Below are 14,867 nucleotides of genomic sequence, written 5' to 3' on the forward strand. Positions count from 1 at the left end.
ATGTTCGTCCTGGAACTGACCTACACCGCACCGCTCGACGCCGTGGACGCGCTCGTCGCCGGCCACGTCGCCTGGCTGCAGGAGCAGTACGAGAAGGGCTTCTTCCTGGCCTCCGGGCGCAAGCACCCCGACGACGGCGGGGTCATCATCGCCGTCGCCGAGGACCGCGCCCGGATCGAGGACATCGTCGCGGGCGACCCGTTCACCGTCGGCGGGGTGGGCACCTACCGGATCACGGAGTTCATCGCCACGAAGACCGTTCCGGAGCTCGCCCGCCACCGGCAGACACCGGACTGACCGGCTCCCCTCATCCCTTCTTGGCGTTCAGCGCGCGCTGCAGCTGGTCCTTGTTCATGTTCGAACGGCCTTCGATGCCGCGCTGCTTCGCCTCGTTGTACAGCTGATCGCGGGTCGGCCCCTGGGAGCCGGTCCGGTTGCCGGACCGCTGGCCGCCGCGCCTGCTGGACGACATGTCCTGCGTCGAGCTGCGGCTCGCGGTCTTGGACTCGCCGGAGCGTGCGCGTTCCTTGTTCACCGTCCGCGCGGCGATCTCCTTGGCGCGTCCCTCACTCTCACCCCGGTCCTTCGCGCTCTCCTTGATGTGCTCGTACTGGCGCTCGCGCTTGGGGCTGGAACCGGCAGGCATGATCGCTCCCTTCCTCTGCGGCGGGCCCGTCGGACGGGCCCTGCGTCGGGCCTTTGCGGCAGGGAACGAGTACCCGGGTTCCGGACACTTAGCTCAGCGTTCCAGCCGTGCCACCCTCCCCCGCTCACCGGCCGCCCAGCAGCTCAGGTCGGACGTGCACGCCACGGTGTCGTACGAGCCGGTGTCGATCGTCCGCCAGGTGCGGCCCGCGTCGGTCGTGAGGTCGGTGCCGGTGGGTCCGACGGCGAGCGCCACGGTGCGGCTGCGGGGCAGCCAGGCGGCCCCGGAGCGGTAGCCGGGCGGCGGTGTGGCGGCCGGGGTCCAGGTGCGGCCGCCGTCCGCGGTGACCGCGGCGGACTGCGGCGAGGTCTGGTCGGGGCGGTAGTCGCCGCCGACGGCGAGGCCGCGGTCGCGGTCACGGAAGGCGAGCGCGAAGACGCCCTTCGCGGGATCGCCGGCCGGGACCGGTGTGTCGGCGGCCGTCCAGGTCAGTCCGCGGTCCGCGGAGTGCAGCACGCGCGCGTGGGCGCCGCCCCCGGTGGCCAGCCAGACGTCCTTCGGACCGGAGGTGGCCAGACACTGGCCGCTCGCGGCGAAGCCGGCCTCGCCGTCCAGGGCGGCCGGCATGCCCTCGGCGGGCAGCACCCGCCAGGAGCGGCCGCCGTCGCTCGTGGACAGGATGCGGAACCTCCCGTCCACGGGGTCGCTCATCGCGAGTCCGTGCCGCCGGTCGAAGAAGGCCAGGCAGTCGTAGAACGCCTTCGGGTCGGTGTTGCGGAAGGACTCGGTCCAGGTCGCTCCGCCGTCGGTGGTGCGGTACACCCGGGAGGCCTCGCCCTCACCGATGGCCAGCACCACCGCGTGCCGCGCGTCGGCCGCCTCGACGTCCCGGAACTGCAGGTCTGCCGCACCCGGCGGGGAGACGTTCCGCCAGCTCGCCCCGCCGTCCGTGGTGCGCAGCACCGTGCCGCCCGTGCCGGCCAGCCAGGCGGTGTGCCGGTCCACGGCCGCGAGGCCCCGGAAGCGGACCTGCGGGGTGCCCGGGTCCTTCGGCGCCCAGTGCGGGCTGCCCTGCCCGAGCGGCCCGGCCTCGGCCGCCGGAACGGTCAGCGCGGCCAGCGCCGCCCCGCACGCCACCCACGTCGCCACCAGCCTGCTCGTGCGTCCTCTGCGTCGCGTGCTGCCCAAGCGCCTCATGGCGGGCGAAGCTAGCCCACCGGCCCGGCGCCGTCCAGAGGACAACTTCCCTCCATCGCAGGCGAAAACGCCCGGCGCCCCCTCCCCGTGCATGAACGCGGTGACCGAGGTCACTCGGTCTCCGTGTGCACGGATCGGCCGGATCCGACGTCTCTTCCAGTGCCGGGTCCCGCACACCCGGCAGTAGTCCAGCCGTCACGAGGGAGCAAGGCGTTGTCCACCGTCATCGAGCAGCCCGTAGAGGCACGTCTCGTCGCCGCCGCACCGCGCATGCCGAGTATTCCCGCGGCGCTGCGCTACGACCGGCGCGACCCGTTCGCCGTCGTCATGACCTTCCCGGCCCCGGCCACCCTGGAAGGGGTCGACGTGTGCTGGACCTTCTCCCGCGAACTGCTCGCCGCCGGACTGCTGGGGCCCGAGGGCCACGGGGACGTCCGGGTGCGGCCGTACGGCTACGACCGCACCGTGCTGGAGTTCCACGCTCCCGAGGGCACCGCGATCGTGCATGTGCGCTCGGGTGAGATCCGGCGCTTCCTGGAGGCGGCCAACACCCTCGTGCCCGTCGGCCTGGAGCACCTCCAGCTCGACCTGGACCACGGCCTGGCCGAACTGATGCGGGACGCCTGCTGAGCGCTACGCGCGCGTGAAGCCCGTAATCCCGTTGACAGCCACCAACCCCCCTCGTACGGTGTACATCGGTCCTGTTGCCGTCGATTGGAGAAGGACGTTGCTCGTCTGAGGTCCTGAGGCACCGCGTCGCACCGGTGAGGTGTGCGCGGCGTACGACCTCGGCGTCCGAGCCGTCCTTTGGCACAGGCCTTTTTTCATGGCCTCTTCGTGCCCCACGACCCTTCGGTTCCCGCCTCGCGGTGTCTCGACATGCGCTCACCCGACCGCACGACACCCCTTGCGAGGCCCTCATGTCATCTTCCCTCACCGGTACGTCCCTGTCCTTCGCCTGGCCCGACGGCACCGCCGTCCTCGACGGCCTGGACATCGCCTTCGGGCCTGGCCGGACCGGGCTCGTCGGCGTCAACGGATCAGGGAAGTCAACCCTGTTGAAGCTGCTCGCCGGTGAACTCACCCCGGTCGACGGCACCGTCAAGGCGGCAGGCGAGATCGGCTACCTCCCGCAGAACGTCACCCTCGACACCGCACTCCGCGTCGACGAGGCCCTCGGCATCGCCGAGCGGCGGGCCGCGCTGCACGCCATCGAGGCGGGCGACGCCGCCGAGGAGCACTTCGAGACGCTCGGCGACGACTGGGACGTCGAGGAACGCGCCCTCGTCACCCTCGGCGAGCTCGGTCTCGGCCAGATCGGCCTGGACCGCACCGTCGGCGAGGTCTCCGGGGGCGAGTCGGTGCTGCTGCGGCTGGCCGCGCTGCTGCTGCGCCGCCCGGACGTGCTGCTGCTGGACGAGCCCACCAACAACCTCGACCTGTACGCGCGCCGCCGGCTGTACCAGGCCGTCGCCGCGTGGCCCGGTGTCCTGGTCGTGGTCAGCCACGACCGGGAACTGCTCGACCTGGTCGACCAGATCGCGGAGCTGCGCTCCGGGGAGGTCACCTGGTACGGCGGCAACTTCTCGGCCTACGAGGAAGCGCTCGCCGTCGAGCAGGAGGCCGCCGAGCGGATGCTGCGCGTGGCCGAGGCCGACGTGCGCAAACAGAAACGCGAACTGGCCGACGCCCAGGTCAAGCTGGCCCGCCGCAAGCGGTACGGGCAGAAGATGTGGGACTCCAAGCGCGAACCGAAGATCGTCATGGGTGCGCGCAAACGCGCCGCCCAGGAGTCGGCGGGCAAGCACCGCATCATGCACGAGGAGAGGCTCGCCGAGGCCAGGGAGCGCCTGGACGACGCGGTGGAGGCGGTACGGGACGACGACGAGATCCGCGTCGACCTGCCGTACACCGCCGTGCCGCCCGGGCGGCAGGTACTCACCCTGGAGAACCTGGCGATGGCCCACGGGGCGCGGATCGAGGGGATCCTCGATCTGCGCGGTCCGGAGCGGATCGCGCTGGTCGGCCGGAACGGTTCCGGCAAGACCACGCTGCTGCGGACGGTCGCCGGTGAGCTGGCGCCGGTGGCCGGCGAGGCGCGGGCCCATGTCCCGCTGCGCTTCCTGCCCCAGCGGCTGGACGTGCTGGACGACGCGCTGACGGTCGCCGAGAACGTGGCCCGGTTCGCGCCGGGCACCACGAACAACCGGGTCCGGGCCCGCCTGGCCCGCTTCCTGTTCCGGGGCGCGCGGGCCGACCAGCAGGCGGCCACCCTGTCGGGCGGAGAGCGGTTCCGGGCGGCCCTGGCCGCGCTGATGCTCGCCGAGCCGGCACCCCAGCTGCTGCTGCTCGACGAGCCGACCAACAACCTCGACATGGCGAGCGTGCGGCAGCTGACCTCGGCCCTGGAGTCGTACCAGGGCGCGCTGCTCGTGGCCAGCCACGACCTGCCGTTCCTCGAGTCCATCGGGATCACCCGCTGGCTGCTGATGGAGGAGGGAGAACTGAAGGAAATCACGCCGGAGGATGTCGGGTATCCCGCCTAGCGTCGGCGGCATGCCCGAATTCATCACTCTCACCGGAGCCAGGGAGAACAACCTCAAGGACGTCGATCTCCGCATCCCGAAAGGCCGGCTGACCGTGTTCACCGGCGTTTCGGGATCGGGCAAGTCCTCGCTCGTCTTCGACACGATCGCCGTCGAGTCGCAGCGCCAGCTGAACGAGACCTACCCCTCGTTCGTGCGCAACCGGCTGCCCCGCTTCGAGCGCCCGCACATCGAGTCGCTGGCGGACCTCTCGCCCGCGGTGGTGGTCGACCAGCGGCCGGTCGGCGGCCATTCCCGCTCGACGGTCGGCACGATGACCGACATCCAGGCGGTGCTGCGGGTGCTGTTCTCCCGGTACGGCACCCCGAGCGCCGGACCGGCCACGGCCTACTCGTTCAACGACCCGTCGGGAATGTGCCCCGAGTGCGACGGGCTGGGGCGTACCGTACGGCCCGACTGGGACCGCATCCTCGATGCGGCAAGGTCCCTGGCCGACGGGGCGGTCCGGTTCCCGCCGTTCGCCGCGGGCACCTGGCACGGCCAGACGTACACGAACACCACCCGCCTCGACGTGCACAAGCCGGTCGGCGCGTTCACCGCCGACGAGCGGGCGTTCCTCCTGCGCGGGCACGGCGCGCGGGTCCGCGTCGGCAACACGGGCGGCTCGCGGGACATCGACTACGAGGGGCTCGCCGACCGGTTCGAACGGCTCTACCTCAAACGCGACCTGTCCACGCTCGGCCGGCGCACCCGCGAGCTCGTCCGGGAGTACCTGACCGAGGACGTCTGCCCGGTCTGCCGCGGGGCCCGGCTGAACGCGGCCGCACTCGCCACGCGCGTGTGCGGGCTGTCCCTCGCCGACTGCGCCCGGATGCAGGTCACCGACCTCATCGCCGTACTGCGGCAGATCGACGACCCGGTGGCGGCGCCCGTCGCCCGCGCCGCCGTGGACGGCCTGGAGCGCATCGAGGCGATCGGGCTGGGCTATCTCAGCCTGGACCGGGAGACCTCGACGTTGTCCGGCGGGGAGGGCCAGCGGCTGAAGACCGTACGCCATCTCGGCTCCAGCCTGAGCGGACTGACGTACGTCTTCGACGAACCCAGCGCGGGACTGCACCCGCGCGACGTGGGCCGCCTGGGCGAGCTGCTGCTGCGGCTGCGCGACCGGGGCAACACGGTGCTGGTCGTGGAGCACGACCCCGATCTCATCGCCCTGGCCGACCACGTCGTCGACATGGGGCCGGGGGCGGGCGCCGGGGGCGGACAGGTCGTCTTCGAGGGCACGCCCGGCGCGCTGGCCGCGTCCGGCACCCTCACCGGCCGGTGTCTGCGCCGCCGTGCCGGGGTGAAGCGCCGGGTGCGGCGGGCGACGGGCGGCCTGTGCGTGAAGGGCGCGAACCGGCACAACCTGCGCGAGGTCACGGTGGAGTTCCCGACGGGCGTGCTGACCGTGGTGACCGGGGTGGCCGGCTCGGGCAAGAGCACACTGGCCGGGGAACTGACCACCACCCACCCCGGCGCCGTGGTCGTCGACCAGTCGGCCATCGGGGTCTCCGGGCGCTCCACACCGGCCACCCACCTCGGGATCATGGACACCGTACGCAGGCTCTTCGCCCGCTCGACGGGGACGTCCGCGGCGCTGTTCAGCTTCAACTCGGCCGGGGCGTGCGGCGCCTGCGAGGGCCGGGGGGTCGTCGTCACCGACCTCGCGTTCATGGATCCGGTGACGACCGTCTGCCCCGGCTGCGCGGGCCGGCGCTTCAAGGACGAGGTGCTGCGGCTCACCGTCCGCGGAGCCTCGATCGCGGACGTCCTCGACATGGGCCCGGAGCAGGCGCTGGACTTCTTCGGCGACCTCGGCGTCCCCGAGGAAGCCGTGCTGCGCCCGCTGCGGGCCCTGCGGGACGTCGGACTGACGCATCTGGCCCTCGGACGGCCGCTGTCCACGCTCTCCGGTGGCGAGCGGCAGCGCATCAAGCTCGCCGCCCGGCTGCACCGGACCGGCGCGGTGCACGTGCTGGACGAGCCGACCACGGGTCTGCACCTGGCCGACGTCGGTGCCCTGCTGGCGCTGCTCGACCGGCTGGTCGACGCGGGCAACACGGTCGTGGTGATCGAACACCATCTGGACGTCGTCCGGCACGCCGACTGGATCATCGACCTCGGGCCCGGTGCCGGCCGGGACGGCGGCGAGGTGGTCTTCGAAGGAACCCCGCGGCAGCTGCTCACGGCCGAGGGCTCGGCCACCGCGGAACATCTGCGCAGGACGACGGTGTGACGTCTCAGGAGGGGCACAGCCTGACAACGAGGGTTTTGTCCTGGCCGGGGCGGACTGCATGATGGCGGACCGGCACCGCAACCAGCGGCGCCACCACCGCCCCACCGACCCGCACCGATTCGAAAGGCCCCGCGTGCCCAGCAAGAAGGCCCTCGTCCGCCGCCCCGGCCCCCGCCTCGCCGAAGGCCTGGTGACGCACATCGAGCGGGAGAAGGTCGATGCCGGGCTCGCCGTCGAGCAGTGGGAGGCCTACGTCGAGGCCCTGCGCACGCACGGCTGGGAGACGATCGAGGTCGAACCGGCCGACGACTGCCCGGACTCGGTGTTCGTCGAGGACACCGTCGTCATGTACAAGAACGTGGCGTTGATCACCCGACCCGGCGCGGAGTCCCGGCGGGAGGAGACCGCCGGCGTGGAGGAGGCGGTGGCCCGCCTCGGCTGCTCGGTGAACTGGATATGGGAGCCGGGCACCCTGGACGGCGGTGACGTCCTGAAGGTCGGCGACACGGTCTACGTCGGGCGCGGCGGCCGCACCAACGCGGTCGGCGTGCAGCAGCTGCGGGCCGCCTTCGAACCGCTGGGCGCGCGCGTGGTCGCCGTCCCCGTGAGCAAGGTGCTGCACCTGAAGTCGGCGGTGACCGCGCTGCCCGACGGCACGGTGATCGGGCACATCCCGAAGGTCGACCGGCCGTCGCTGTTCCCCGGCTTCCTGTCGGTACCGGAGGAGTCCGGGTCGCACGTGGTGCTGCTCGGCGGGCACAAGCTGCTGATGGCGGCGAGCGCTCCGAGGACGGCGGAGCTGCTGACCGACCTCGGCCACGACGTGGTTACGGTGGACATCAGCGAGTTCGAGAAGCTCGAGGGCTGTGTGACCTGCCTCTCGGTACGACTGCGGGAGCTGTACGCCTGATCGGGTGATCCCGTCGCGCCCACGGCCCCCGGATCCATGGGTTCCGGGGCCGTCGGCGTATCCGGCGAGCACCGGAGAAAGCGGGCGGAACACGCCGCAGGGGCCCACTCCGGCCACGCTGATCAGCGATCTTTACGACAGCCTTAACCTACGGCTTCGTAACCTACGGATTCGTAGCCTACGATCTCGTAGGTTTCCGGCACCGCTCGCCGGACCGTACCAGTCTCTCCCCGTTGTTCGGCGTCCCCCTGGAGTTCCCGTGACGATGACTTCCCCTCACCTCGGCAGCCCGTCCGCATGGACCGACGCGCGGCTGCTGTTCGCGCTGGAGGAAGTGGTCGAGAAGGAGCTGCACCGGCATCTGAAGGTCGCCAAGGACTGGATGCCGCACGAGTACGTGCCGTGGGGCGACGGCCGTAACTTCCCGGGCCTGTTCGAGGACGGGGAGGCCTGGGACAAGGCCCAGTCGAAGGTGACGGAGATCGGCCGCATCGCCCTCGTGGTCAACCTGCTCACCGAGGACAACCTGCCGAGCTACCACCACGAGATCGCCTCGCTCTTCGGCCGCGACGGCGCCTGGGGCACCTGGGTGCACCGCTGGACGGCCGAGGAGGGCCGGCACGGCATCGTGATGCGTGACTACCTGCTCACCTCGCGCGCGGTGGACCCGGACAAGCTCGAACAGTTCCGTATGGCGCACATGAGCGAGGGCTTCGAGTCCGACAACCGGCACTCGATGCTGCACTCGATCGCCTACGTCGCCTTCCAGGAGCTGGCCACCCGCATCTCGCACCGCAACACCGGCCACCAGTCCGGCGATCCGGTCTGCGACCGCATGCTGGCCCGTATCGCGACCGACGAGAACCTGCACATGGTCTTCTACCGCAACCTGCTGAAGGCGGCCTTCGAACTGGCCCCCGACCTGACGATGCAGGCCGTGCGGGACGTGGTCGTCGACTTCCGGATGCCCGGGCACGGCATCCCCGGCTTCGAACGGGCGGCCGCGCAGATGGCCATCGGCGAGGTCTACAACCTGCGGATCCACCACGACGACGTGCTGCAGCCCGTGCTGCGCTTCCTGAAGGTCATGGAGATCGACGGCCTCGGCCCCGAGGGACGCCAGGCACAGGAGGAACTGGGCCTGTTCCTGGACGGCCTGGACACGGAGGCCGCCAAGTTCGACGAGAGGCTGGCCGCCCGCAAGGCCCGCATGGCGGCCCGCGCCGGGGCCTGACGACCGTCGCGGCCGGACCGGTGCGCGTCGGTGCGCGGTACCGGTGGGGCTGTCGTCCTGCGGTCGGTGGCCTTGCGGTCAGTGGGACGTGCGGCGGAGGGCGAGGCGTTCCTTCTCCGAGAGGCCGCCCCAGACACCGAAGCGCTCGTCGTTGGCCAGCGCGTAGTCCAGGCAGGCCGGGCGCAGCTCGCACATGGCGCAGATGCGCTTCGCCTCGCGCACCGAGCTGCCGGGCTCGGGGAAGAAGAAGTCCGGCCCGGTCTGCGCGCACAGGGCCTGCGCCTGCCAGGTGTCGTCGGCCGGATTGATCGTTTCGAAGTGCATGCCCAGGATCGTGCCGCGCGTCGAAAAACGTTCGATCAACGCCGGCTCAACGCCGCCGCCAGGGCCCCCGGCCGTCCCGATGATGCTCCTCGGGGCCGCACCGGCGCACGGCGGCGCGCGGAGCGTGCCGAAAACCCGGAGAACGTGCGTCATCACCCCGCGTGAGCGGAACCGGTCCGGCATGCCGCGGTGCTCCGGCGGCGATTGTCAGTGGGGGGTGCCAGACTCGGCAGTGCACAGGACGGGACCCCTTCCGAGGAGGGCGATGATGCTCACCACCCGTTTCGTCAACGGCGCACCGAACTGGCTCGACATCGGCGTGCCCGACATCGACGGTGCCGTCTCCTTCTACGGCGGTATCTTCGGCTGGCAGTTCCAGTCGGCGGGGCCGGACGCCGGGGGCTACGGCTTCTTCCAGCTGGACGGCAGGACCGTCGCTGGCGGTATGCAGTCCGGCCCCGAGCAGGGGCCGCCGGCCTGGACGGTGTACTTCCGGAGCGAGGACGCGCAGGAGACCGCCAAGGCCGCCGAACTGGCCCACGGCAGCGTGCTCGTGCAGCCGATGGACGTGATGGGACAGGGGCACATGGCGGTCCTCGCCGACCGGGCGGGCGTGCCGTTCGGCATCTGGCAGCCGGCGCAGACCAAGGGGGTCGACGTGGCGGACGAGCCGGGCGCCCTGTGCTGGGTCGAGCTGTACACCCCGGACATCGCGGCGGCCGCCGCCTTCTACCACCAGGTGCTCGGTCTGGAGACCTCCGCCGTGCCCTTCCCGGGCGGGACGTACACCTGTGTCAATCCGGCCGGCGGCGGGGAGGACACGATGTTCGGCGGGATCGTGCCGCTGGCCGAGGCCCCGGCCGAGGCCGAGGGCGGCCCGTACTGGCTGCCCTACTTCGAGGTCACGGACACCGACGCGGTGGTCGAGAAGGCGCAGCAGCTCGGCGGACGGGTGCGCATGCCGGCGACGACCATGGAGGGCGTGGGCCGCATGGCCAAGCTCAGCGACCCGTACGGCGCCCGCTTCGCGGTGATCAGAAGCGAGTCGCAGCAGAGCTGAGCGGATCGCCCGGCCGAGGCGCATCGGCGCGGCCGCTAGGCGGAGGCCCGGCGTATCAGCGTGGTCGTGAGGATCACACCGCCGGTGGGCGGCGGGTCCGCCGTGGCTCCGCTGCGGTCGCGGCCGTCGGCCAGATCACGCAGCAGCAGGCGGGCCATCAGGCGGCCCATCCCCTCGATGTCCTGACGGACCGTCGTCAGCGGCGGATCGGCCTCCTCGGCGACCGGCAGCATGTCGTCGAAGCCGATCACGGCCACGTCCTCGGGCACCCGCCGGCCGCTCGCGCGCAGCACACGCAGGGCACCGAGCGCGGTGAGGTCGTTGGCGGCGAACACGGCGTCCACCTCCGGGCAGCGGTCGAGGAGTTCACGCATGGCGCGTTCGCCGCCGGACGGGGTGAAGTCGCTCTCCACGACCAGCCGGGGATCGCTGCCGCCCGGCACCTCGCCCATGACGTCCCGGTAGCCGTCCAGCCGGTCCACCGCCGACGTCTGGTCCAGCGCACCGGTCAGGTGCGCGACGCGCCTGCGGCCGAGGCCCACGAGGTGCCGTACGGCCGCGCGTGCGCCGCCCCGGTTGTCGCAGTCGACGTACACCACGCCGGGCTCCGGGCCTCCGGCCGCACGGCTGTCGTCGCCCCAGCCGGGCCGTCCGCCGAACACGGTGGGCACGCCGGCGTCGTGGATGAGTCCGGGCAGCGGGTCGTCGAGGTGCAGCGAGAAGACCAGCGCGCCGTCGACGTGGCCTCCGGCGAGATACCGGGCCACGCGGGCGTGATCGTCACGGCCCTCGGTGAGCAGCAGCACCAGCTGGTTGTCGTGGGCGGTCAGTTCCTTGCTGATGCCGCGCAACTGCAGGGCGAAGAAGGGGTCGGTGAAGACCCGGGTCTCGGGCTCGGCGATGACGACCGCCACGGCGTCGTGCCGTTTGGTGACGAGGCTGCGCGCCGCCTGGTTGGGGACGTAGCCCAGCTCCGCCACGGCCTGCCGGACCCGCTCGGCCAGCCTCTCGCGCACCCCGTCGCCGCCGTTGACCACCCGGGACACGGTGGCCCGGGACACACCGGCCCGCTCAGCCACGGCCTCGAGCGTGGGACGCACTGCCTCGGTCACTTCGACACTCCTCATCGGCGGCTGCCGGTCAGGATAACCGCGTGGTGACGTCGGTGCCCGAGCGGCAACGGCGGCTTGCCGGTGGGGAGGCCGGTGGCAGCCCCGGCGCGCTCAGGACGTCTTCTCCGGACGGGCCCGGCTCGGCTGGACCCGCTTCGGTTCGCCGGGCATCTTCGGGTACTCCGGCGGATAGGGCAGGTCGCCCAGGCCGTGGTCGTGTTCGTCGCGGCGGGCCAGTTCCAGCAGGGCGTCCAGGGAGTAGGCGTGGCTGTCCATGTCGGCGTGCACGTCGCCGAGTTCGGCGAAGCGGGCCGGCATGGTGGCGAGGTCGAAGTCGGCGGGGTGGGCCACGCCGACCTCCTCCCAGCGCAGGGGGGCCGAGACGGGGGCGTTCGGGCGGGGGCGCACGGAGTAGGCGGAGGCGATGGTGCGGTCGCGGGCGGTCTGGTTGTAGTCGAGGAAGATACGGCGGCCCCGTTCCTCCTTCCACCACTTGATCGTCACCTGCTCGGGCATCCGGCGTTCCATCTCCCGGCCGACGGCGATCGCGGCGCGGCGCACCTGGGTGAAGGTCCAGCGGGGTTCGATGGGGACGAAGACGTGCAGGCCGCGGCCGCCGGAGGTCTTGGGCCAGCCGCGCAGTCCGCCGAACTCGTCGAGGAGCGCGCGCAGTTCATGGGCGGCCCGGACGGCGTCGTCGTAGTCGGTGCCGGGCTGCGGGTCGAGGTCGATACGGAGTTCGTCGGGGCGGTCGACGTCCGTGGCGCGCACCGGCCAGGGGTGGAAGGTGAGCGTGCCGTACTGGGCGGCCCAGACGACGGCGCCCTCCTCGGTGGGGCACATCTCGTCGGCGCTGCGGCCGCTGGGGAAGGTGATGTGGGCGGTCGGGATCCAGTCGGGCATGCCCTTCGGGGCCCTCTTCTGGAAGAACCACTCGCCGCCCACGCCGTCCGGATAGCGCTCCAGGGTGGTGGGGCGGTTGCGCAACGCGCGCAGGATGCCCGGGCCCACGGCGACGTAGTACCGGGCGAGGTCCAGCTTGGTGAAACCCCGCTCCGGGAAGAAGACCTTGTCCGGACTGGACAGCCGTACGGTCCGGCCGCCCACCTCCAGTTCCACCGCAGCACCCATGCGGCCACGGTAGGCGCCCCCCGCACGGCCCGCACACCGGGCGCCAGGGGACGTGTGCGAGCAGAATCGAGGGCATGGACCTGCCGGTGATGCCGCCCGTGAAGCCCATGCTCGCCAAGTCGGTGGCGAAGATCCCGCCGGGTATGCACTACGAGGCGAAGTGGGACGGGTTCCGCTCGATCGTGTTCCGTGACGGGACGGAGGTCGAGTTGGGCAGCCGTACCGGCAAGCCGCTGACCAGGTACTTTCCCGAGCTGGTCGAGGCGCTTAAGGAGCGGGTCCCCGAGCGGTGCGTGCTCGACGGGGAGATCGTGATCGCGCGTGGCGGCCGGCTGGACTTCGATGCCCTCACCGAGCGGATCCACCCGGCCGACTCCCGGGTGCGCATGCTGGCCGAGCGGACCCCGGCCTCCTTCGTCGCGTTCGACCTGCTCGCGCTGGACGACGAGTCGTTGCTGGACGTGGAGCTGACCGACCGCCGGTCGTTGCTGGACCGGGCGCTCGCCGGGGCGACGCCGCCGGTGCATGTGGCGCCCGCGACGACCGACCTCGCGGTGGCGCAGCAGTGGTTCGAGTGGTTCGAGGGCGCCGGGCTCGACGGGGTCGTCGCCAAGCCGCTCACGCTGCGCTACCTGCAGGACGAGCGGGCCATGTTCAAGATCAAGCACGAGCGGACGGCGGACGTGGTCGTGGCCGGGTACCGCTTCCACAAGAGCGGCCCGGTCGTCGGCTCGCTGCTGCTGGGCCTGTACGACGGCCACGGCAGGCTCCAGCACGTGGGAGTGTCGGCCGCCTTCGCCATGAAGAAGCGGGCCGAGCTGGTCGAGGAGCTGGAGCCGCTGCGCATGGACGACGTGGCCGGGCACCCGTGGGCGGCCTGGTCGGACGAGGCCGCCCATGAGACGGCCCGCCTGCCGGGGGCGCCGAGCCGCTGGTCCGGCAAGAAGGACCTGTCCTGGGTGCCGCTGCGGCCGGAGCGGGTCGCCGAGGTGGCCTACGACCACATGGAGAACGGGCAGCGCTTCCGGCACACCGCCCGCTTCCGCCGCTGGCGCCCGGACCGCATACCGGAAAGCTGCACCTACGCACAGCTGGAGGAGCCGGTCCGCTACGACCTCGCGGAGATCCTCGGCGAGAAGGACCCCGGCTGACCGTGGGACTCAGGACCCAGCACTCACGGCACAGGGTTCAGGGCTCAGGGCTGCATGAGGATCTTGATGGCACCGTCCTGCTTGCGCTGGAACATCTCGTAGGCGTGCGGTGCCTCGGCGAGCGGCAGCCGGTGGGTGGCGAAGTCGTCGACGCCGAGCGGGTCCTCGTCGATGAGGTAGGGCATGATCTCGTCGGTCCAGCGGCGGACGTTGGCCTGGCCCATGCGCAGTTGGATCTGCTTGTCGAACAGGGTGAGCATCGGCATCGGGTCGGCCATACCGCCGTAGACACCGCTGAGCGAGAGGGTGCCGCCGCGCCGCACCAGGTCGATCGCCATGTACAGGGCGCCGAGCCGGTCGACGCTGAAGCGTTCCGCGAGGGGGCCGCTGATCTTGCGGGGCAGCAGCCCGGTGGCCGACTGCGCGAGCTTGGCGGCGGCGCTGCCGTGAGCCTCGGTGCCGACGGCGTCGATCACGGCGTCCGGGCCCCGGCCGCCGGTCTCGTCGCGGATGGCATGGACCAGCGACTTCTCGTCGTCGAAGGACCTGAGGTCGTACGTCTCCACACCGTCCCGGCGGGCCCGTGCGAGCCGTTCCGGCACCAGGTCCACGCCGAACACGCGCTCCGCGCCCCGCGCCTTCGCGATCCGGCAGGCCATGTCGCCGATGGGTCCGAGACCGAGGACGGCGAGGGTGCCGCCGGGCGGGACGGCGGCGTACTCGACGGCCTGCCAGGCGGTGGGCAGTACGTCGGAGAGGTAGACGAACCGGTCGTCCGGGGGGCCCTCGGGCACCTTGATCGGCCCGAACTGCGCCTGCGGGACCCGCAGATACTCGGCCTGGCCACCGGGGACGGCGCCGTACAGGCGGGTGTAGCCGAACAGGGCGGCGCCCATGCCCTCGCCGGTGACCTGGGTCGTCTCGCACTGGGTGGGCAGTCCGGTCAGGCACATCCAGCAGTTGCCGCAGGCGATCTGGAACGGCACCACGACCCGGTCTCCCACCGCGAGGTCCTGCACTCCCGCGCCGACCTCCTCGACGATGCCCATGGGTTCGTGGCCGAGGATGTCACCCGGGGTCATGAACGGGGTGAGCACCTCGTACAGGTGCAGGTCGGAGCCGCAGAGTCCGGTGGACGTGACGCGGATGACGGCGTCCGTCGGCTCCTCGATCCGGGGGTCGGGCACGTCCTCGACCCGGACGTCCCGCTTGCCCTGCCAGGTGACTGCCTTCATGGGATCGCGCTCCCTCGGTGTCCTGCGTGCAGTGGCGCCCGGG

General features: G+C 71.9%; 14 protein-coding genes. 8 read left to right on the plus strand and 6 right to left on the minus strand.

Annotated features, from left to right (window positions below; all coding sequences use genetic code 11):
- Entirely contained in the window at positions 1-297 is a 297-nt protein-coding gene (locus ACZ7HQ_RS38065) for a YciI family protein (protein WP_470999995.1), read from the plus strand.
- A gap of 10 nt (positions 298-307) precedes the next feature.
- Here ACZ7HQ_RS38065 and ACZ7HQ_RS38070 read toward each other — a convergent pair whose 3' ends face one another.
- On the minus strand, positions 308-646 hold the full coding sequence (locus ACZ7HQ_RS38070) for a plasmid stabilization protein (protein WP_470999997.1): 339 nt from the start codon (positions 644-646) through the stop codon (positions 308-310).
- A gap of 93 nt (positions 647-739) precedes the next feature.
- A complete protein-coding gene (locus tag ACZ7HQ_RS38075) occupies positions 740-1,843 on the minus strand; it encodes a WD40/YVTN/BNR-like repeat-containing protein (protein ID WP_470999999.1) in 1,104 nt (367 codons plus the stop codon).
- Between the two features lie 213 nt (positions 1,844-2,056).
- Between ACZ7HQ_RS38075 and ssgD the strand changes: the two genes are divergently transcribed.
- The 5 genes from ssgD (at position 2,057) to ACZ7HQ_RS38100 (ending at position 8,811) form a co-directional block, all read left to right on the plus strand.
- On the plus strand, positions 2,057-2,473 hold the full coding sequence (gene ssgD / locus ACZ7HQ_RS38080; RefSeq protein WP_471000001.1) for a spore wall synthesis regulator SsgD: 417 nt from the start codon (positions 2,057-2,059) through the stop codon (positions 2,471-2,473).
- Between the two features lie 290 nt (positions 2,474-2,763).
- Positions 2,764-4,389, plus strand: coding sequence for an ABC-F family ATP-binding cassette domain-containing protein (locus tag ACZ7HQ_RS38085; RefSeq protein WP_471000003.1), 1,626 nt, complete (start codon positions 2,764-2,766; stop codon positions 4,387-4,389).
- Between the two features lie 10 nt (positions 4,390-4,399).
- Complete coding sequence (locus tag ACZ7HQ_RS38090) at positions 4,400-6,667, plus strand: ATP-binding cassette domain-containing protein (protein ID WP_471000005.1); 2,268 nt, start codon at positions 4,400-4,402, stop codon at positions 6,665-6,667.
- Between the two features lie 133 nt (positions 6,668-6,800).
- Positions 6,801-7,577, plus strand: a complete 777-nt coding sequence (ddaH, locus tag ACZ7HQ_RS38095) for a dimethylargininase (protein ID WP_471000007.1) — start codon at positions 6,801-6,803, stop codon at positions 7,575-7,577.
- Positions 7,578-7,836: 259 nt separating this feature from the next.
- The gene (locus ACZ7HQ_RS38100; RefSeq protein ID WP_471000009.1) at positions 7,837-8,811 is read left to right on the plus strand and encodes an acyl-ACP desaturase; all 975 of its coding nucleotides are present in this window, start codon (positions 7,837-7,839) and stop codon (positions 8,809-8,811) included.
- 78 nt (positions 8,812-8,889) lie between these two features.
- On the opposite strand, the gene ACZ7HQ_RS38105 is transcribed toward ACZ7HQ_RS38100, so the two are convergent.
- Positions 8,890-9,135: a WhiB family transcriptional regulator gene (locus ACZ7HQ_RS38105; protein WP_471000011.1), complete on the minus strand. Its 246-nt coding sequence runs from the start codon at positions 9,133-9,135 to the stop codon at positions 8,890-8,892.
- Positions 9,136-9,403: 268 nt separating this feature from the next.
- Here ACZ7HQ_RS38105 and ACZ7HQ_RS38110 point away from each other — a divergent pair, with 268 nt between their 5' ends.
- Positions 9,404-10,195, plus strand: coding sequence for a VOC family protein (locus tag ACZ7HQ_RS38110; protein WP_471000049.1), 792 nt, complete (start codon positions 9,404-9,406; stop codon positions 10,193-10,195).
- A gap of 35 nt (positions 10,196-10,230) precedes the next feature.
- Here ACZ7HQ_RS38110 and ACZ7HQ_RS38115 read toward each other — a convergent pair whose 3' ends face one another.
- Positions 10,231-11,307: a LacI family DNA-binding transcriptional regulator gene (locus ACZ7HQ_RS38115; RefSeq protein ID WP_471000013.1), complete on the minus strand. Its 1,077-nt coding sequence runs from the start codon at positions 11,305-11,307 to the stop codon at positions 10,231-10,233.
- 111 nt (positions 11,308-11,418) lie between these two features.
- Complete coding sequence (ligD, locus tag ACZ7HQ_RS38120; RefSeq protein WP_471000015.1) at positions 11,419-12,438, minus strand: non-homologous end-joining DNA ligase; 1,020 nt, start codon at positions 12,436-12,438, stop codon at positions 11,419-11,421.
- 74 nt (positions 12,439-12,512) lie between these two features.
- On the opposite strand from ligD, the gene ACZ7HQ_RS38125 reads away from it, so the two are divergent.
- A complete protein-coding gene (locus tag ACZ7HQ_RS38125) occupies positions 12,513-13,589 on the plus strand; it encodes an ATP-dependent DNA ligase (RefSeq protein ID WP_471000017.1) in 1,077 nt (358 codons plus the stop codon).
- Between the two features lie 44 nt (positions 13,590-13,633).
- On the opposite strand, the gene ACZ7HQ_RS38130 is transcribed toward ACZ7HQ_RS38125, so the two are convergent.
- A complete protein-coding gene (locus ACZ7HQ_RS38130) occupies positions 13,634-14,824 on the minus strand; it encodes a zinc-dependent alcohol dehydrogenase (RefSeq protein WP_471000019.1) in 1,191 nt (396 codons plus the stop codon).
- Between the last annotated feature and the right edge of the window lie 43 nt (positions 14,825-14,867).

This window comes from Streptomyces sp. NPDC037290, assembly GCF_055603245.1.